This window comes from Metabacillus crassostreae, assembly GCF_016908395.1.
Classification (GTDB): Bacteria; Bacillota; Bacilli; order Bacillales; family Bacillaceae; genus Metabacillus; species Metabacillus crassostreae.
Map to the genome: position 1 here is coordinate 33,883 of NZ_JAFBDU010000006.1, position 19,684 is coordinate 53,566.

At 34.3% G+C, this 19,684-nt stretch carries 22 protein-coding genes; 12 read left to right on the forward strand and 10 right to left on the reverse strand.

Features of this window, described 5'->3' with window-relative positions; genetic code table 11:
- Nucleotides 1-7: 7 nt before the first annotated feature.
- Both JOC75_RS16685 and JOC75_RS16690 read right to left on the reverse strand, forming a co-directional pair.
- Nucleotides 8-814 (reverse strand): cobalamin-binding protein, encoded by an 807-nt coding sequence (locus tag JOC75_RS16685; RefSeq protein WP_204955135.1) that lies wholly within the window; start codon nt 812-814, stop codon nt 8-10.
- Between the two features lie 13 nt (nt 815-827).
- On the reverse strand, nt 828-1,307 hold the full coding sequence (locus JOC75_RS16690) for a divergent PAP2 family protein (RefSeq protein WP_146948090.1): 480 nt from the start codon (nt 1,305-1,307) through the stop codon (nt 828-830).
- Nucleotides 1,308-1,610: 303 nt separating this feature from the next.
- Between JOC75_RS16690 and JOC75_RS16695 the strand changes: the two genes are divergently transcribed.
- Both JOC75_RS16695 and JOC75_RS16700 read left to right on the forward strand, forming a co-directional pair.
- Nucleotides 1,611-3,113: a leucyl aminopeptidase gene (locus tag JOC75_RS16695; RefSeq protein WP_204955136.1), complete on the forward strand. Its 1,503-nt coding sequence runs from the start codon at nt 1,611-1,613 to the stop codon at nt 3,111-3,113.
- Between the two features lie 857 nt (nt 3,114-3,970).
- Entirely contained in the window at nt 3,971-5,305 is a 1,335-nt protein-coding gene (locus JOC75_RS16700; RefSeq protein WP_204955137.1) for a Na+/H+ antiporter family protein, read from the forward strand.
- A gap of 349 nt (nt 5,306-5,654) precedes the next feature.
- Here JOC75_RS16700 and JOC75_RS16705 read toward each other — a convergent pair whose 3' ends face one another.
- Nucleotides 5,655-5,798 (reverse strand): hypothetical protein, encoded by a 144-nt coding sequence (locus tag JOC75_RS16705; RefSeq protein ID WP_204955138.1) that lies wholly within the window; start codon nt 5,796-5,798, stop codon nt 5,655-5,657.
- 269 nt (nt 5,799-6,067) lie between these two features.
- Between JOC75_RS16705 and JOC75_RS16710 the strand changes: the two genes are divergently transcribed.
- Nucleotides 6,068-6,517, forward strand: a complete 450-nt coding sequence (locus JOC75_RS16710) for a DUF6241 domain-containing protein (protein ID WP_239589538.1) — start codon at nt 6,068-6,070, stop codon at nt 6,515-6,517.
- Between the two features lie 361 nt (nt 6,518-6,878).
- Here JOC75_RS16710 and JOC75_RS16715 read toward each other — a convergent pair whose 3' ends face one another.
- Nucleotides 6,879-7,463, reverse strand: coding sequence for a biotin transporter BioY (locus JOC75_RS16715; RefSeq protein WP_239589539.1), 585 nt, complete (start codon nt 7,461-7,463; stop codon nt 6,879-6,881).
- Between the two features lie 112 nt (nt 7,464-7,575).
- Here JOC75_RS16715 and JOC75_RS16720 point away from each other — a divergent pair, with 112 nt between their 5' ends.
- A complete protein-coding gene (locus tag JOC75_RS16720; RefSeq protein ID WP_204955139.1) occupies nt 7,576-8,175 on the forward strand; it encodes a sulfite oxidase-like oxidoreductase in 600 nt (199 codons plus the stop codon).
- Between the two features lie 320 nt (nt 8,176-8,495).
- On the opposite strand, the gene JOC75_RS16725 is transcribed toward JOC75_RS16720, so the two are convergent.
- From JOC75_RS16725 to JOC75_RS16740, 4 genes are all read right to left on the reverse strand, one after another.
- On the reverse strand, nt 8,496-8,669 hold the full coding sequence (locus JOC75_RS16725; protein ID WP_146948100.1) for a YjfB family protein: 174 nt from the start codon (nt 8,667-8,669) through the stop codon (nt 8,496-8,498).
- 171 nt (nt 8,670-8,840) lie between these two features.
- Nucleotides 8,841-9,032 carry a hypothetical protein gene (locus JOC75_RS16730; protein ID WP_146948102.1) on the reverse strand — a complete coding sequence of 64 codons (192 nt, stop codon included), beginning with the start codon at nt 9,030-9,032 and terminating at the stop codon, nt 8,841-8,843.
- A gap of 94 nt (nt 9,033-9,126) precedes the next feature.
- Nucleotides 9,127-9,366, reverse strand: a complete 240-nt coding sequence (locus tag JOC75_RS16735) for a DUF2164 domain-containing protein (protein ID WP_204955140.1) — start codon at nt 9,364-9,366, stop codon at nt 9,127-9,129.
- 79 nt (nt 9,367-9,445) lie between these two features.
- Entirely contained in the window at nt 9,446-9,868 is a 423-nt protein-coding gene (locus JOC75_RS16740) for an organic hydroperoxide resistance protein (protein WP_204955141.1), read from the reverse strand.
- A 166-nt stretch (nt 9,869-10,034) separates the two neighbouring features.
- On the opposite strand from JOC75_RS16740, the gene JOC75_RS16745 reads away from it, so the two are divergent.
- A complete protein-coding gene (locus tag JOC75_RS16745; RefSeq protein WP_204955142.1) occupies nt 10,035-10,463 on the forward strand; it encodes a MarR family winged helix-turn-helix transcriptional regulator in 429 nt (142 codons plus the stop codon).
- A 115-nt stretch (nt 10,464-10,578) separates the two neighbouring features.
- On the opposite strand, the gene ald is transcribed toward JOC75_RS16745, so the two are convergent.
- Nucleotides 10,579-11,712 carry an alanine dehydrogenase gene (gene ald / locus JOC75_RS16750; RefSeq protein ID WP_204955143.1) on the reverse strand — a complete coding sequence of 378 codons (1,134 nt, stop codon included), beginning with the start codon at nt 11,710-11,712 and terminating at the stop codon, nt 10,579-10,581.
- Between the two features lie 125 nt (nt 11,713-11,837).
- Nucleotides 11,838-13,070 (reverse strand): PucR family transcriptional regulator, encoded by a 1,233-nt coding sequence (locus tag JOC75_RS16755; protein WP_204955144.1) that lies wholly within the window; start codon nt 13,068-13,070, stop codon nt 11,838-11,840.
- A 249-nt stretch (nt 13,071-13,319) separates the two neighbouring features.
- On the opposite strand from JOC75_RS16755, the gene JOC75_RS16760 reads away from it, so the two are divergent.
- From JOC75_RS16760 to JOC75_RS16790, 7 genes are all read left to right on the forward strand, one after another.
- Nucleotides 13,320-14,072 (forward strand): (S)-benzoin forming benzil reductase, encoded by a 753-nt coding sequence (locus JOC75_RS16760; protein WP_204955145.1) that lies wholly within the window; start codon nt 13,320-13,322, stop codon nt 14,070-14,072.
- A gap of 253 nt (nt 14,073-14,325) precedes the next feature.
- A complete protein-coding gene (locus JOC75_RS16765) occupies nt 14,326-15,651 on the forward strand; it encodes a sensor histidine kinase (RefSeq protein WP_204955146.1) in 1,326 nt (441 codons plus the stop codon).
- Nucleotides 15,652-15,867: 216 nt separating this feature from the next.
- Nucleotides 15,868-16,401 carry an HD domain-containing protein gene (locus JOC75_RS16770; RefSeq protein ID WP_204955147.1) on the forward strand — a complete coding sequence of 178 codons (534 nt, stop codon included), beginning with the start codon at nt 15,868-15,870 and terminating at the stop codon, nt 16,399-16,401.
- Between the two features lie 74 nt (nt 16,402-16,475).
- Nucleotides 16,476-16,706, forward strand: coding sequence for a YuzF family protein (locus JOC75_RS16775; RefSeq protein WP_204955148.1), 231 nt, complete (start codon nt 16,476-16,478; stop codon nt 16,704-16,706).
- Between the two features lie 194 nt (nt 16,707-16,900).
- Nucleotides 16,901-17,323 (forward strand): MerR family transcriptional regulator, encoded by a 423-nt coding sequence (locus JOC75_RS16780; protein ID WP_204955149.1) that lies wholly within the window; start codon nt 16,901-16,903, stop codon nt 17,321-17,323.
- A 63-nt stretch (nt 17,324-17,386) separates the two neighbouring features.
- The gene (locus JOC75_RS16785; RefSeq protein ID WP_204955150.1) at nt 17,387-18,073 is read left to right on the forward strand and encodes a zinc metallopeptidase; all 687 of its coding nucleotides are present in this window, start codon (nt 17,387-17,389) and stop codon (nt 18,071-18,073) included.
- Nucleotides 18,074-18,203: 130 nt separating this feature from the next.
- Nucleotides 18,204-19,547, forward strand: coding sequence for a hemolysin family protein (locus JOC75_RS16790; protein ID WP_204955151.1), 1,344 nt, complete (start codon nt 18,204-18,206; stop codon nt 19,545-19,547).
- Nucleotides 19,548-19,684 lie beyond the last annotated feature (137 nt).

Consider the following 19,684-nt stretch of genomic DNA (forward strand, 5'->3'; position numbering starts at 1 on the left):
ATACTATTTAAAGCAAGAGCTCATTTTCTTGTGGCTGTGGATATAAAGTAGGATGTAATCTAAAAGCAAGCTTTTGAAGTCCATATAGTAGCCTTGGAGAGGGACGACAAAATAATGACTCTTCTAATAGATGAATATGTCCATTTTTTACAGCTTTTAGATCTTGAGCATTCACTCTTTTTAAAACATGTGAAATTTTCATCCTAGACTGTTTAACGCCTACCCATGATAAACAGATATGATCAGGATTTCGGTTAAAAACATCGTCCCAATTCGTTTGAACACTTGCTAATTCTACATCATCAAAAATATTTTTTGCACCAGCTAATTCACTAAGCTCTGTAAGCCAATTTATTTTACCTGGAGTGAAAATAGGATTTGGCCACCATTCGAAGTAAACTGATGGAGGTTGGTCAATAGTCTCAGAAATGGCACGGTATGTATTCAGAGTATGGTTATATTTTTTTAAGACGTCTCTTGTTTCGGCTTCTTTACCAGTTGCTTTTCCTAATAATTCAAGATCACTTGCAATATCGCTGAATGACTGAGGATTAAACACGATATGAGGTATGTTACGAGCTTCTAACTCTTTCACATTTTTCTCCATACCTGGTACGCTTAGAGAAGCTAACACTAAATCTGGCTTATAGGATTCAAGCAGGTCCATATCAATGGATAGATCTGGTCCTAGCTTAGGAAGGTAATTTAATTCTAATGGCCAATCAGAAAAATCATCTAGTGCAATAAGATCGTTCTTTAACCCTAAATAAACAGCAAGCTCTGTATTACTTGGACAAATAGAAATTAGCTTCAAATAATCCCTCCTCTTAAAGTGTAAATAAAAAATGTAATAATAGAGCTAAGCATATCCCAGTTAATCCGCCAAAAAATACTTCAATTGGCTGATGACCTAAGAGCTCTTTTAACTTCTTTTGTTTATCTTTCATTTCTTTATTTGGCCAAACTTTCGCTTCTTCAACAAAAGTATTAAAATCAAGCACCAATTGATTTAATACTGTTGCTTGCTCGCCAGCATGCCTTCTTACTCCTGTAGCATCAAACATTGTAATAATGGCAAAAACTGCTGATATCGCAAAAATTGAAGAATCTAAACCATGATCTAGTGCAACCCCAGTAGCAAGAGCTGTAACCGCTGCTGAATGGGAGCTAGGCATTCCTCCTGTACTTGTTACAAGAGACCAATCCCACTTTCTTGTTGCAATAAATAAAATAGGTACCTTAACAAACTGTGCAAAGAAAATAGCTGCTAATGCTGCAATTAAAGGGAAATTTAGAAATAGTTCCAAAATGAGTGCTCCTTTCAAATGTAAAACAATATTAAAGTGCTTACAATTTTAATTAAAGTTTCTATTTGTTACAATCAAATAGAAAAAGCTAGCTAGAGAACAATTTTGTATGTAGGTTTTAAATTAGTAATCAATAAAATGATTTTTCTCATTATAGCATATCTTCTAATCCAACCCTTAAACAATGAATTTAGTATTATGCATGTTTTTATTGATTATAACCATATACTTAGTAAGTTTTCTAAAGTTTGCTTACAGTGTTAAAATAAACTCAGTTTTTCATTCCATACGGAGGTGTTGTTGTTGTTTCAAGTACATAATCAACTTAATTTAGAAGATCATGAAACACTTGTGATCGGTTTATTTCAACAAAATAATAAATTATCTGGTTACATAGCAGATTTAGATAACCAATTAGATGGTAAGCTTTCAGAGTTAATAAAAGATGGAGACTTATCTGCTAAAAGAAAAGCCATTACTAAAATACATACCCTAGGTAAGCTTCCTGTAAAACGTATTTATATAGTTGGTTTGGGAAAAGAAAAATTATTAGATTTTACATCAGTTAAAGAAGCTTTTGGTAAACTATTCAAAACCGTCCAAGAAATGAAAGTTCATCACCTGACTGTCGCACTAGAAACATTTGTTGCAGAAAATCTTGATCAAAATGAAGCAGCCCACGCATTGGCAGAGGCTTTCGCTTTATCTACTTATCAGATACAAGATTATAAGCAGAAATCAAATGAGCCTGAACATAAAATTGAGACAATCCGTATTGCAGTTGATACAGAAGACAGTGATGAAATCAAATCAAGTCTTGAGGTGGGGTATGCTTTTGGACAAGGAACAAATAGTGCAAGAACCTTAACGAACATGCCACCTAATCTTTTAACGGCTACAGAGCTAGCAGCTTATTCAATTGAATTGGCTAAGAAGTATCAATTTGAATATGAAATTCTTGAAAAAGAGGAAATGGAACGTCTTGGAATGGGGGCTTTATTAGCTGTAAATAAAGGATCAGAAGAGCCACCAAAAATGATCGTTTTGAAATATCAAGGCAAGGATGAATGGACAGACGTTATAGGATTGGTAGGCAAAGGTATTACCTATGATACAGGTGGCTATTCAATCAAGCCAAAAGATGGAATTGTTGGGATGAAAACAGATATGGGTGGAGCAGCATCTGTTCTTGGAGCAATGGAAATTATCGGTGAAATCAAGCCTGAACAAAATGTAGTTGCTGTAATTCCATCGACTGATAATATGATCAGTGGGGGTGCATTTAAGCCTGACGACGTTATTGTGTCATTAAGTGGAAAAACGATTGAAGTGCTTAATACAGATGCTGAAGGACGACTTGCACTTGCAGATGGAGTGACATATGCTAAACACCATGGTGCAAATTATTTAGTAGATGTTGCAACACTAACTGGAGGAGTAATCATTGCCTTAGGAACTGATACAACAGGTGCAATGACTAACAATGAGCCATTATTCGAACAAATTCTTCAAGCATCACATGAATGTGAAGAGCCAGTTTGGCGCTTACCAATATTTGAAAAAGATAAAAAACGCGTTCGTAATAGTAAAATGGCAGATCTAAACAATTCGCCAGGTCGTGAAGGTCATGCAATAATGGCTGGTGCCTTTATCGGAGAATTTGCTGAAGAAACTCCATGGGTACATCTTGATATCGCAGGAACAGCTACAACTTCAAAAGAAACTGACCTAGGTCCATCAGGCGCAACAGGTGTTATGGCTAGAACATTGGCTACATTTGTAGAACGCTTTGAGGTTAATGAATAAGTTATTATTAGAAAGAACCTTCTTTTTATAAGTACTCCTAAACATGAGGAGAACATCTAAAGGTTCAGGGTAAAGTAAATAGCACAAGAAGCTTGAGGAATAATGTTTTTCCTCAAGCTTTTTTGAATTAAATTTAGAATATGTTTCATTTAATTTAAAGCTACTGTTTATCTAATTCAGTCTCTTTTGTAAAGACTATTTTCGTATACTTTGTTGCTTTAAGTATATGAAGTGAACAGGACTGTATAAAGTCCAGTGGCATCTTTTCTTCTTAGAACAGTACATTTTATATGATAAAAACATAGTTACTAACAGGAAATTAGATTATTTTATCAGCAATCCTTTAGAATAGAGCATTTGCAAAAAGATTAGAGGAATAAAAGAAATATTAATCGTTAACAATCTTCATAAAATTTCCCCTTTGTAATTCCGAAAAATAATAAATATTTCTCCACAATAAATTCTTTAATTGTCGAATTGTCGGTTTCCTTGTTTTTGCTTAAAAGTTTGAACTATTAAACCTTTTATATAACTCTAGTGGAATGGAGCGTAAGACACTTGACTCCTGCGGGTGTGGAGGAAAGGTCGAGACCCCGCAGGCGAAGCTGAGGAGGCTCGACTTCCTCCCCGCAGGCGAAGCTGAGGAGGCTCGACTTCCTCCCCGCGGAAAGCAAGTGTCTGAAGCGAAATGCGACGAACCAGATTCTATGTTTAAATTTACAGAGATATTCTATATATTAATTTTTCACAATAATAAAATCCTATTGACATAATAAAAAAAGCTATGTTAAATTATACTCTGTTATTTTATTTCTCTACCATATTAGCAAACTAAAGGATTTTTGGAGGTCATCATCATGAACGCTGTCATCATTGCAGTTTTAGTCATGCTTATTTTAAGCTTATTAAGAATAAATGTTGTCTTTGCACTTGTAATAGGTGCGCTAATTGGAGGACTCACTGGAGGTTTAGATGTTGCAACAACAATCCAAACCTTTACAAATGGTCTTGGTGGTAACGCTACAGTTGCGTTAAGTTATGCATTACTAGGTGCATTTGCCGTTGCATTATCAAAAACAGGGTTACCTGATGCGATTGTGGAAGGTGCGATTAAATTAGTCGGTCGAGAAGGGGAAGCTAGACGCAAAACTCTTTCAAAGGTTTTAATCGTCTTACTAATCCTAACCATTTCAATTTTTTCACAAAATGTAATACCAGTTCATATTGCTTTTATTCCCGTTCTTATTCCGCCATTACTGAAAGTTCTAAACGAGCTACAAGTGGACCGTCGTTTAATTGCAACTGTCATCACATTTGGCTTAATTACCCCATATATGTTTTTACCGGTAGGGTTTGGAGCGATCTTTCATGAAATAATGCAAACAAACATGGAACAAAGTGGTCTTGTTGTCTCATTAGCAGATATTCCAGCAGCAATGTCTATCCCTGCGATTGGAATGGTTCTAGGTTTATTAACAGCCATCTTTATTTCTTATCGTAAGAAAAGAATATATGAAACTCGTGAAGTAGCCGGACAGGAAGCAAGTAATACTTATACAACTAAAAGTCTTGTAATAGCTATTGTAGCGATTATTGTGTCACTTTCCGTTCAACTGTATCTATCACAGCAGCTAGGTGTTGAAGGAATGATTTTTGGGGCATTAGCTGGTGTTGTTGTTGTCTATTTAGGTGGTTCACTAAAGAGAAAAGAAGCAGATGTTATTATGACAAATGGTATGAAAATGATGGCATTTATCGGCTTTGTGATGATTACAGCATCTGGTTTTGCTAGTGTCTTAAAAGAAACAGGACATGTTGAATTGTTAGTTAAGGATGCTGCTAGCTTAATAGGAGGTAATCAAGCAATAGGAGCTTTATTAATGTTGCTTGTTGGATTATTAGTTACAATGGGTATTGGGTCTTCTTTCTCAACAATACCTATTATCACAACAATTTTTGTTCCACTAAGCTTAGAATTGGGCTTAAGTCCAATGGCAACAATTGCGATTGTTGGAACTGCCGCTGCGTTAGGTGACGCTGGTTCACCTGCATCTGATAGTACTTTAGGTCCTACATCTGGTCTAGCCGCTGATGGGAATCATAATCACATTTGGGATACATGTGTACCAACCTTTGTTCATTATAATATCCCACTTATTTTATTTGGATGGATTGCAGCAATAATTTTATAATTAGCTTAACAGAGGTTGGGACATAATTAAAAAAGTCATACAAAAAGACGAATAAATCTAAATTCAGTTAAGCTGATAAAACAAATTCGTTCCATTGCGCTGCAGACATTTCCTTTCCGCGGGGAGGAAGCTAAGCCTCCTCGGCACAAGCGCCTGTGGGGTCTCAGCCTTTCCTCTGCACCCGCAGGAGTCAAATGTCTTCCGCTCCATTCCACTAGTTCTTAAAAATAGTATGCAAAACCAATAAATCTATTGCGGGCAGCAAATAAAAACCCAAAATATTAGGCGAATAATTAATTGAAATATCTCCTAATATTTCGGGTTTATTATAAGCTGGTCCCAGCCTCGTCTATTTCATTCTCTCCAGTAACTCCTCATCATCCCACTCTAGTATTTGATCTACTAAATCGGGATTTTTCTCTATTAATTCCTTCTCTAGCTTTTCTCTATCTTTTATATCTAAAAAGTACTTTTTTAATAATAAAGCTTTCATCTCTACTCACCCTCTTTGTTTACTATACTATCTTTATTGACAAAACTAGAATCAATTATACATTGAATTTTAAAAAATAGTAAAAATATGAAGATAGATTTTTCGACAAAGCTTTCTCTTGTAATCAATGTTTTAAGCATTGTATCATTAACTTATCCTATATTTGGGAGGTGTTTTAACTGATTTGGATCAAAGAACACAAGTTAATCGTTTCTAGTATCGTTATTATATCAATCTTTTTAGGAGTGTTAGGAGTTATATTAGTAGATATGATTGATAATCACCCTGTTTCTTCATCACAAGTAGTTGAGAAGGGTGATGTTGATAATGAAGAAAATAAGGATTCTACTAATGAAACGATTGTAACTGGAAATCCCTTTGGAAAAGGTACATCTACTTTGTCAGAGGAAGATATTCTTAATTATATGCATGGAATGTCTCATCAAAAAGTTATAGCAGAGGAAAAGTGGCTTCACTATGAAATGACAAGTGAACGTATTCAGTACTTGATTAATGAAATTGAAAGCGGAGACTATGAAAACGAAGAAAAATATCTTTCTATCTTAAATAAATGGAAAGAGGGTGATTTTTCTGAAGCTGATAAAGATCATAACATTATATGGAGATTACAGGGTGGAACAGTTGGAGAAGCGACAGGAGTTATGAGTGCTGAACAGGAAGAAAGTTATTTGGAAAAGTATGAAGGTAAGATTCAATAAATAAGAGGCTGGGACATAAGTATTTAAGCTAATGATAAACCCGAAATATTAGGAGATATTTTAATTAATTATTCGCCTAATATTTTGGTTTTTATTTGCTGTCAGCAATAGATTTATTGGTTTTGCATACTATTTTTAAGAACTAGTGGAATGGAGCGGGAGACATTTGACTCCTGCGGGTGCAGAGGAAAGGCTGAGACCCCACAGGCGCGCAGCTTACGAGGGAGGCTTAGCTTCCTCCCCGGCGAATCTTATGTCTGCAGCGCAATGGAACGAACTTGTTTCTTTCAACTTAACTTAATTTAGATTTAATCGTCTTTTGGTATGAATTTTTTAATTATGTCCCAGCCTCTTTATTAATTTATGCAGCTATTCTTTTACTAGTTGCTTTTGTAACGGCAAAATAAATACGAGGGGCAATAGCTGCGCCTAGTATAGTGAAAGCAACATCTTTCACTATAAACCACAACATTACAGCCCATGCGGCACCATATGACATAGGGGCATTCATCCATACATTCAGAGCAAGCCACATATAAGTAGTACCCACTACGTAAATTGTAGTGATTCCAACAAAAGAAGCAGTAAAGAAAGCAGTTGCTTTCTTCTCTTTGCTTAATTCCATCACTTTACCAACTAAAAAGGCAGTAACAATATAAGATAATATAAATCCACCAGTACTTCCAAAAATAACCCCAATACCACCACTAAATTGAGCGAACACAGGAGCTCCAGCGATTCCTACTAAAGCATAGATCGTCATTGACAATGCACCAAGTCGACTACCTAGTAGTAAACCTGCTAAAATACAGAAAAATGGCTGCATTGATAATGGTACACCTGCGACTTCAAGAAAAGGTGCCCAAGAAGTAATATTTGCGCCAACGGCCATTAACGCGGCAAACATTCCAACTAATGAAATATCATATGTACTCAATTTTTTCAAACTAACTCCCCCTAAGATATAATTAATATCTAATGCTAGAATAATCTAGGTGAAAAACTATGTCAACTTAAAATTAAAAAAGGTTAACAAATTGATGGGAGGTATTCTGAATATGTACTTTGGGAAGAAAAGAAACAATAATCAAGAGCCAGGAAGAGTACCACCAAACCAAAACGTCACATCAACATTTCCTGTTCTGCATGCTGGAAATGTGCCTTATTATAAAGACCTCTCAAAATGGAATTTACAGGTATATGGACTTGTTGAAACCCCAAAACTATTTACATTAGAGGAAATTATGTCTCTGCCTCAAAGTAATTTATTAAATGATATTCATTGTGTAACAGGATGGTCAAAGCTTGATACAAACTGGCAAGGTGTTAAAACAAAGGATTTAGCGAAAGAGGTGAAAATTAAAGATAACGCAAAGTTTGTGATTTTACATGCGGAAGAGGGGTGGACAACAAACCTTTCTATTGTTGATTTTCTAAAGGAAACAAGTCTTTTAGCACACTCATTTGCAAATGAGAAGCTCACACCTGAGCATGGCTTTCCACTTCGAGGAGTTTTTCCTCATTTATATTTTTGGAAAAGTGCCAAATGGTTAAGAGGTATTCAATTTACGGAGCAAAATCATCCTGGGTTTTGGGAAAGAAATGGTTATCATATGGAAGGTGATCCATTTAAGGAACAACGTTTTAGTTATGACTGATTATTAAGGATAAATGGGCAAGACGTGGATGTGTTAGTAAAAGTAAGCAGCATTTGTTGTTTTGTCTAGTCTTGCCCAATAAGGTTAATGGTGGTCAAAGTTGTGTAATATTATAACAAAATAACGAAAGAACATTTAGTGTTATTTCGACAGCAATAAAGAAGATTGTAGAATTTTGTTTATTTCTTAACGAGCTTATTACAAAAAACTGACCCAGTTTAACTGAGTCAGTTTTTTGTAATAGTATCAGAAAATATAAATTCTGCACTTAGTTTTATAGCCTAGCATTGGCGTTAGTTGGTCGCCTTTGGCCTTTCTTATTACGCTTTAAGATCTAAAGACTTTCCAAGGCTAGGATGTGGTGCTTCTAACATCTTTAGCATTTGTTCACTTGTTTGTTGTGATGCATCCATTGTTTGTTTTGCTAGAGCAATACTGACACTTTGGCCTAAGGAAGCCTGTTTCAGACCAATAGATAAAGCTGCAATATCCATAGAGTTCACCTCCACTATAAATATCGGCTACATCTTTGAATATGTAACAAGAAAGTGGCTTTTTAGTTTGTTTCAATAGTTATGAGATGTAAAAGCTAAACCCTGGTGCTAATAGATACATGATAAAAAAGAGCAATCCAGAATGGAAAGCTCCTAAAGAGAAGGGTTGTATTAAACTTCTTCTAAAACATTTACTGTTTGTCCACATTGATCTAGTGCTGACTCAACAGATTGTAAAGAGCTTTGGATTCTTTCACGATTAGAATCCTTTTCAACAGTTTGAAGTGCTTGCTGTAATGAATTCTTAGCATTTTCTAAAGCTGAATAAGAATCTTGAACATAACCTCGTGCATTTTTTTTCATTTATTACACCCTCCTTATTATTTCATCTGAATTAGTTTGTGAAGAAACAACAAAAATATGTTCCTTTTACTAAAAAAAAGGAGGGGGATTAATATTACAATGAACGTTTTAGTGAATGTAAGTCATCATCTGTTTGGGTATTACGATTATGTATTAATTTGATCGAGTCTTGAACACCTGCATTATAAAAATATGGACCAAGCTTCTCTATGCAGAATTCAAGAAACGTTTCACTTGCAATATCACCTATTTGCTCGTTTCTTTCTTCATTGAAAAAATACTTTATTTCTTCAATGATCTTCTCTTTATCTTCTTTACCAATTTTGATAAACATTTTTTCACCTCCTAGCAATTTCTCCTAGAATAGCATAAAAAAAGAGGATGATAATAAATATCACGCCTCTTTAGGGTTATTAATATACTTCAGTTTTTAAATTAACATCAATATTGCCGTTTGTTGCTTTTGAATATGGACATACGCCATGTGCGATTTTCACTAATTCCTCAGCTTCTGCTAATTCAACACCTTGAATTGCGACTAATAAAGTGGCTTCAAGCTTAAATCCACCATCAGTATCTTTGCCAATTGATACCTCTGCTGTTACCTTTGATTCGATTTTCTTTCTTGCTTGTCGTGCAACTAAGCCTAGAGCACTATCAAAACAAGCTGCATAACCTGCTGCAAATAGTTGTTCGGGATTTGTAGCTCCTGCATCACCTTTGCCTCCTAAAGCTTTTGGCATAGATAACGCTAAATCTAAAACACCATCACTACTTTGCACTTTACCAATGCGACCACCCTCTGCAGACGCTTTTGCTGTGTATAATAATTCCATACTTATCCCACCTCTTCTAATAATATATTGCTTAAAATTATATTGTGCACAATTTAAATATAAGGCGTTCCATAATAATTGTCAACAATTAGATTGTGAGCAATATAAAATAAATATGGTATGATAATGCTAGCTTTATTGTTAAGTAGAAAGGAAATAGAAGGATATGAAAAATGACATTTTATCTTTAGAAAATCAATTATGTTTTAAACTATATACAGCTGAAAAAGAGATCATGAAAATCTATCGAACTTTACTAGAGGATATTGGGGTAACATATCCACAGTATTTAGCATTGTTGGTTTTGTGGGAGGAACAGGATATTTCAGTGAAAAAATTAGGTGAAAAATTATTTCTAGACTCGGGAACTTTAACACCAATGCTAAAAAGAATGGAAGTAAACGGCTTGATTACCCGTAAAAGATCTTTAGAAGATGAACGCGTAGTGTTAATAGCTCTTACGGAAAAAGGCGAGAGTTTACAGCAGGAAGCTACTTGTATTCCAAAGCAACTTGTAGAAAAGTTAATGTTGAATGAAAGTGACTTGATTTCATTAAATAATATCTTATCAACTCTAGTTGGAAAGCTTCATTAAATCCTAAATAATACTTAGCTTTATATGTGAAATTACACAAAATGCACCACAGTTAGAATTGAGAAGAAAATGATAAAAAAGCAATCCGAAAATGATCCGGATTGCTTTAAATGAATTAATTTAATGAATATTCTTTTTCAATTACATCTCTAACTTCTTTATAGGAATAACCTAGGTCTCTAGCAACAGCTTCGTATGTGATTTCTCCTGCTATTACGTTTACACCTGCTTGTAGTGCTGGGTTATCACTAATTGCTCTGTATGCGCCTTTATTAGCGATTTGAAGGGCATAAGGAACAGTCACATTTGTTAAAGCGATTGTAGATGTGCGAGGAACAGCTCCTGGCATGTTAGCAACAGCGTAGTGTAATACGCCATGCTTTTCATATGTTGGGTTATCATGTGTTGTAATATGATCAACTGTTTCAACGATTCCACCTTGGTCAATCGCAACATCGACAATAACAGATCCTGGGTTCATTGCTTGCACCATTTCCTCTGATACAAGTGTCGGAGCTTTTGCACCAGGAATTAGTACCGCACAAATTAGTAAATCTGCTTCAGCCACTGCATTAGCAATATTCATTGGGTTAGACATAAGAGTTTTAATTTGTGTGCCAAAGATATCATCTAATTGACGTAAGCGGTCTGCACTTAAATCGATAATTGTCACATCAGCACCTAATCCGATTGCCATTTTAGCTGCATTAGTTCCAACTACACCACCGCCAATAATCGTTACTTTACCACGATTAACGCCTGGAACACCTGCAAGTAAAATTCCTTTTCCACCTTTAGGTTTTTCAAGGAATTGTGCACCGATTTGTGCTGCCATTCGACCTGCAACTTCACTCATTGGAGTAAGAAGTGGAAGTGTGCGGTTAGCCGTTACTGTTTCATAGGCAATTGCAGTAACACCGCTATCTTTTAATGCTTTTGCTAGATCAGGCTCTGCTGCTAAATGGAGATATGTGAATAATACAAGGCCTTTTCTAAAGTACTGATACTCAGAAGGAAGAGGTTCTTTAACTTTCATGACCATTTCAGCATCTGCCCACACTTTTGCAGCCTCTTCAATAATTTCTGCGCCAGCAAATACGTAATCTTCATTTTCAAACCCACTGCCTAAGCCAGCATTATGTTCTACTAATACGCGATGACCAGAAGCTACTAATTGAGTTACCCCACCTGGAGTTAACGCAACACGATTTTCATTATTTTTAATTTCTGTAGGAACACCAATAATCATAAAAAACCTTCCCCCTAAAAATCCAAGATTTAAAAATCATCTATTTATTATCGCAAGTATAAATAAAATGAATTGAAAAATCTTTGTTTAAAATAGAGAAAGGTTTTTTAGTTGTTTGTGAAAAATCACAAAGACAAGCGATCAAGCTTTAGATCAAGGTAAATTGTTAGCTTTTGATTCATATTTTTCAAGTTAATTTCAGCAATTTCAGAAATTCTTTTGAGTCGATAATTTAGTGTGTTTACATGAATATTTAACGCCTTTGAAGCATCATGTACATGGCTATCTAGATTTAAGAAAACCTCTAGAGTTTCCACGAGATTTGAACTATGTTGTTTATCATATTCTTTTAGTTTTTGTAAGGAATAATTAACATAATCAGATTGTTTTCTTAGATCATAAAGGATATCAAGATACTGATAGATACCTAGCTCTGAGAAACTAGTTAACTCCTTCGTCTCCAATGGAAACTTCTTTTTTACTGTTAAAACAGCTTCAGCTTCTTTATAGCTTTTTTCGATAAAAGTCGGATTGGTAAAAATACCACCAATACTTGCCATCACATTTTTGAATGAGTAACGTTCATGTAGCTGGCGAAGCATGTGTGTAGTAAATTGTTTGATATCAGTAAGTGGTGAAGCTCCCTTCGAAGATAGCAAAATGACTACCTCGTCAAAGTCAATTGTATGAAAAATAATATTTACCTGCTGTGTTGTTTGTAACATATACGTTAGTTTTTTTTCAGCTGTAGCATTTAATTCATGAGGGAATTTAAACACAACTATGGTAAAAGGGACAGGCAAGCTTAAATTTAATTCTTGAAATCCAGTTGTGATTTCAGCTTCAGAAGATATATGACCAGTAAGCAGCTTCCAGAAGAATTCTTGATTTCTTTCCTCTTTCTTTGTTTTTCTTACTTGTAAATTTAACATTTTGTTTTTTACAGCTTGTGCTGCTTTTTTAAGAAGAAGTAGTTCGTTTTCTTCAAGATGTTTTTCAATTTCCAGTGCCCATATAAAACCTAATACCTCATTATTTTTCCAAATGGAGATGGCAATCCGATTGCCTAGTCCTACTTCATCAATCTGACCAACTCTCACTGGTTCGTCTGTTTTTAATAGCTGTGGAATTGTTCCATCCTTCCATAAACTATTAATCACTTTTTCAGGCACTCGTCTACCAATAATAGTTGAAATTCTTGCTTGATCTGTACAATCATCGTGGGTACTATAAGCTAATAGCCGATGATTTACATCTTCAATGGTAATCGGGCATTGAAGAACCTCACTAATCTTATCTGCTACATCTTCTAATCTTTCAAAATGATATTTAAATGGATCATAAGAAAATTCATTCATCTTATCCCTACTTATTACGCAATTTTTCTATGTTTATTCTGATTTTAGATTAGTATGAAGAAAGCTGTTTGTCAAAGGAACAAATAGTAATTATGTATTACTTGTTTTTGACGACACAATTATGATAAAAATAGAAAGAATTATAAGGTAATTAATGGAAGGTTTGTAATAAAGATCATTGTTGTTTTTAGTGATTTACTAATAGAAGTGAAAGTGATCACTGGCAAAAATTAAAAAGGAGTGCAGTAAATGAATTATTATATTATAACAGGTGCATCAAAAGGATTAGGAGCAGCAATAGTAAAGGAACTAATAGGAAAAGATAATAAGATCTACTATCTATCGAGATCACAAAATATGAAATTAGAGGAATTAGCTGCATCTCAACAAATGGAGCTTATCTTTGAAGAATGTGATTTATCGAACATCGAACAAGCACAAACTGTATTCATGAAAATTTTAGGCAGTATTGACATGCAACATGCCAATAATATTACTTTAATAAATAATGCTGGTATGGTGAATCCAATAAAAAATGTTGGTACGATTGAAAAAGAAGAAATGATATCAAATGTACATCTTAATTTACTCACACCGATGCTTCTTTCAGAAATCTTTATTAAGCATATGAAAAACATACCTGCTCAAGCAGTAATTGCTAACATAACTTCAGGTGCAGCAACCAGACCTATAAGTGGATGGAGTGCATACTGTAGTACAAAAGCAGGATTAAATATGTTCACAAATACAATAGGTGTTGAGCAGGTGAAAGGGCAAGGAAATGTAGTGGCTATAGGGTTCTCACCAGGTATTATGGATACAGACATGCAGGAAACAATCCGTAGTGCAAATCAGGATGATTTTTCCTCAATAGATCAATTTAAAGAGTTTCATGAAAAAGGAATGTTAAGATCTCCAAGCTTTGTTGCCCAGATATTTGTGAAATTATTGTCTAGACCTATAGAAAATGGCAGGATTTATGATGTAAAGGAATTCGTATAATGGATGAGAGAGAAGAATGTTGCATTTTTCTTATTTTGAGTGTCTAGTCCTAGGCACTTTTCTTTGATTACGTTATTTTACATAAATAATGGTGATAATTGTTAAATTTTTATAGATAATTCATAAAAAAAGATTCGCAAATTTTGTCAACTGATGCAATAATAACTTTATAAAGAAAAAAATGTATGTTTATAGTTCTTTACTCTTATAAACTAGTACTATAGTTAAAGTAAGAACTGTCAAAAGGAAAGTGTTGAGGTGGCTGAATATTAAACAATTAAAACAGAAAAGGTTTGTAGTCATCATCTCCGTAACCATATTAATAATTACGGTTCTTTCTTCTCTGAATTTATACATCACTTATTCAAACACAAAAAAAACTATTGAATTAACTATTGCAAGTCAAGCGACGTCCACAGCACATGCTGTATTAAATAATTTTAACACTAGTATATATGAAGAATATCTACAGAACCAAGATTCAATAACCAACCGTCTAAATTTAGAAAAAGAACTAGAAAGAGCCAAAAGTCAAACAGACGCTGTATATGTTTATATTCTAAAAAAAGATAATCAAAATCAACCAATCTTACTAGCGGACGGATTTCCTAGGCTTGATTTAACTACATTAGATGATTGCTGCAAATTTTATAAAATACCTAATAAAGAGTTTACTGAGAAAACTCCATTCACATCAAGAGTTAATGATGGAGATAATGAAACATACATAATGTCTGGTGTTCCTATTAATGGTTCAAAGGGACAAGTCATTGGATCACTTGTCGTAGAAATAGGAGTCGCAAAAGTAAAGCAAATAACGGATGAGGTTCTAAACAATAGTTGGACGTTTTTTCTATTTAGCAGCTGTTTTGTTTTCTTTGCTTTTAGTATATTTATTGCTTTTCAAATTTGGTATAGAAAAGAAGTAACATCACAGGTTGGAGAGGCTGAAGAAACATATCAAGGAGAATTTCAGTCAATGCTGCAAACAATGCGTTCCATTCGCCACGATTTTATCAATCATATTCAAGTTATTCAGGGCTTGCTGAAGATTGGTAGAGAAGATCGTGCATTTGAATATGTTAACTCTTTATCAAAAGAAGTAGAAACAATGGAATTACCGATAAAAATAAAGCATCCAGCTCTCTATATTTTATTACAAACAAAATGGGCAAGAGCTCAAAATGATAAAGTAGACATGCATTTGCTAATTGATGACCATCAATTCTCGAAAATTAAATCAATAGACTTAATAAAGATATTTTCAAATTTAATAGATAATGCATTTGATGCAACCTTCTCACTGCCAGAATTGGATAGATTTATAAGTGTTGAGGCAACAGTAACACCAACTGCTTATATTTTTAAAGTGGAAAATATTGGGCCGACAATTTCAGAAGATCAATTAACGAAGATATTCCAGGTTGGGTTTTCAACAAAAACAGAGAGAAACGGTATTCCAAGAGGAGACGGACTCAGCATAGTAAAACAGGTTGTCAATAAGTATTCCGGGCAAATTTCTGTTCAATCACAAAAAAACACAACATGTTTTATTGTTCAAATTCCTGTTAAATCATAAAGAGGATAACTAAAGGCCCAGAACCTTTACAAGTTATCCTCTTTTTGGTTTTTTTAATATTCTTATGGAAAAATCAATAAATATGTTCCAAATTTTAATTTTCTTCATATATATGAAAAAAGGTCTTTTTCAGATGTTAGATTAAATACCATCTCAGTTGAATAGATGAAATAATTATGTTAGATTGTTCTGAATATCATTAAAAGGAGGATGATCATGCGACGAGTTAAATTGGTGGATGTTTTTACACATCCAATTTCACAAAAATATTTAAATCGTTCTGGTGTGGCCCATGCGATAAGAGTAGCCCAATATGCCGTACAGCTCGCCGTGAAGCATGAGGTTAATCCTGATATTGCGGCAAAGGCGGCACTTCTCCATGATATCGGTCATTACGAATGGTATACAGATGGAGAATGGGACTTTGAGGAATACAAAAAAAATGATATTCATGCTATCAAAGGTGCAGAACGTGCACACCGATTATTAATTCGACTTGGAGAAGATCGACAAAATGCCAAGGAAATAGCTTTAGCGGTCTTGCTTCATACAGATTCATACCTGCCAGATAAAACAATAAAGAAAACATCACTACAGCAAATAATTAGCTCTGCAGATGAAATGGATGAAGAGCCATTTGGTAAACACCATTATCGTAGAATGCCACTTGAAGAAGCTTTACATCATGTCATGCAGTTAGATAAAGAAATTGATCTTCATTTGATGAGTGAATATAGAAAATCTGTATAAATAATTAAAATTGTCGTGACATGAACCTAGCTCCCTTCATATAGTGTAAAGAATTAGAGAAGGGAGACTATAAAATGAATTATTCCAATCAAATGCATGCAGGTCCTGAAATGGTAACATATGTTGAGCCTTATGTATTTCAAACATTACAAACACTAATAGGTAAATTTGCAGTCATTCAAACAGTCAGAGATAGCTTAAGAGGAAAAGTAATGGATGTTAAACCAGACCATATCGTTGTACAGGTGGGAGATTCTACATTTTTTGTTCGTTGTCAGCAAATTGTATCAGTTATGCCTGATTAAAGAAAAGGGCAGATAAACAGGCGTAATCAAATGCCTGTTTTTTTCATATTTACATAGAAAAGTAGAGAATAAGTTTCTGTTCAGTAAGAAGTTCGATTAAGCATACTAAGCTAAAAAGTGTAACGTTTGACTGTATGGTTTGGGCAGTATAAAATGGTCGTATCAATTATACGAGGTGATACGATGGGGTTTTGTTGTTTAAAATAGGCGAGCTAGCGAAAAGGGCAAATGTATCCAAGCGAACAATTGACTATTACACTCAATTAGGTTTATTGCATATAGAGACTACCTCTGCTTCTAATTATCGTTTATACACAGAAAAGGCTATTGATGATATACGTTTTATTGAAGACTGCAAAAAATTGAATATGAGTTTACAAGCAATTAAGGAACGTCTTGAATTAAAACGTTTTAATAAGAAGTCAGCTGAAAACGATGAAGCTTGTTTAAAGCATGCAGATTTGTTAGCTACACATATGAAACAATTAGAATATGAAATTAAAGAGTTAAAACCTATATTTGAACAACTTAGTCAAGATTCACAATTAGAAATTACGAATCGAATCAATCCACAAAGTAAAGCATTAATGCAGTCTATACTATTATTGCTACAATAATAGTAGACAAGAAATATAGTAATTTATAAACCTATGATTTAATACTTAGAGGAGGAATGGAAAGTGTTTTTCCATCCAATGGATTTTTTAATTTTCGCAGCATTAGGACTGTCAATTTGGGCCCAATTTAAGGTGAAGGGGAATTTCAAAAAATGGTCTGAGGTAGCAACATCCTCACAAAAAACTGGTGCTGAGGTTGCGCGTCATATACTTGATCAAAATGGTTTATATCAAGTTAAAGTGGAAGCAGTAAGGGGAACATTAACAGATCACTATGATCCAATTTCTCGAGCTGTGCGATTATCAGAGCCTGTTTACTTTGGGCACTCTATTGCATCAGTTTCTGTTGCTGCCCATGAAGTAGGTCATGCAATACAACATCAAAAATCATATGGAGCATTAGTGTTAAGACATAAATTCTTCCCAATTGTTAATTTGACTTCTGGTATTGCACCTTTTCTTTTAATAGGAGGACTATTGCTAAATCAGCTTAATTTGATTGGACTTGGAATTATTCTTTTTTCTTTTGCGGTAGCTTTTCAGTTAATCACATTGCCTGTTGAGTTTAATGCAAGCTCACGTGCAAAAAAATTAATGGTAGCAGAAGGAATAATCCGTAACAATGAAGAACATGGAGTAAATAAAGTATTGGGTGCAGCTGCCTTAACTTATGTTGCAGGAGCTTTAATGGCTCTATTTGAGTTGATTAAGTTTGTTATGATTTTTATACAAGGCAATTCAGAAGAGTAATACAAGGTTTTATAACCTTTTTAATGTTGAAAATACCATTTTAGTTTTAGTAGGAGGTGACAGGGATTGGCCAGTAAACAGTGTTATATTGAAAGTTTAGTAGAATGACACTGGTGGACCGTCCCTTATTTTGGATATAGTTAACCTGATTATTGTTGCGATTTTAATTGCACTAACCGCATTTTTTGTTGCATCGGAATTTGCGATCGTTAAATTGAGAAGCTCACGGATTGATCAGCTAATAGCAGAAGGAAACAACACTGCATTAGCTGCTAAAAAAGTAACGTCAAATCTGGATGGATATTTATCAGCGTGTCAGCTGGGAATAACAATTACTGCCTTAGGTTTAGGGTGGTTAGGAGAACAAACCTTAGAAGGTCTTTTACATCCGATATTCGAGACATTAAATATAAGTGAATCATTAACAAATGTGTTAACAATTGCGATAGCATTTATTTTGATTACGTATTTACATGTGGTGATAGGTGAATTGGCTCCTAAAACTGTAGCTATTCAGAAGGCTGAATTTATCACACTTTTATTTGCAAGACCTTTGATCTTTTTCTATCGAGTGATGTATCCATTTATTTGGATTTTAAATGGATCTGCAAACTTACTCGTTCGATTGTTTGGAATTACTCCAGTATCAGAGCATGAGTTAGCACATACAGAAGAAGAACTTAGAATCATTCTTTCAGAGAGCTATAAAAGTGGTGAAATTAATCAATCTGAGTTTAAATATGTTAATCGAATCTTTGAATTTGACGATCGAATTGCAAAGGAAATTATGGTGCCACGAACAGAAATCGTAACAACTTCAGTAGAAAAATCTTTCCAGGAAAACTTGGATATCATGAGAAGTGAGAAATTCACACGATATCCGGTAGTAAATGGAGATAAAGATCATATTCTTGGTATGGTTAATATTAAAGAAATTTTCACTGACTTATATTATTTAACTGCAGAGCAACGAAAAAATACGTCAATCCAAAAATACATTCGTCCCATTATTCAGGTAATTGAATCGATTCCTATTCATGATCTTTTAATTAAGATGCAGAAAGAAAGAGTTCATATGGCTATATTAATGGATGAATACGGTGGTACTGCTGGATTGGTAACGGTAGAGGACATTATTGAAGAAATTGTTGGTGATATTCGCGATGAATTTGACCAAGACGAAGTACCAGATATCCAAAAACGTGGAGAAATGCATTATGTAGTTGATGGAAAGGTTCTCATTTATGAAATTAACAATATGTTAAACTTGGATATTGATGATGAAGACATTGACACACTGGGTGGATGGATCCTTACTCAGAATATTGAGAGTAAACAAGGTGATAAGTTAACCTATAATGGTTTTGAGTTCCATATTTTAGATATGGAAGGTCATCTTATTCGCTCTGTTGAGGTAAGTAAAATTGCAGAGCCAGAACACGTGCCTTTACAATTAGTAGAGGTAGAGGAATAAATAAACTCGATAGGAAAGAAGCCAGTTCATATAATGTCTGGCTTCTTTTTTATGGAGGTCTTTTTACGCTTACACTTTAAAGCATTCTCTTTCTAGGTTAGAATAGATTTTAAATGGGAGGAGTTTGTCGTAAATTG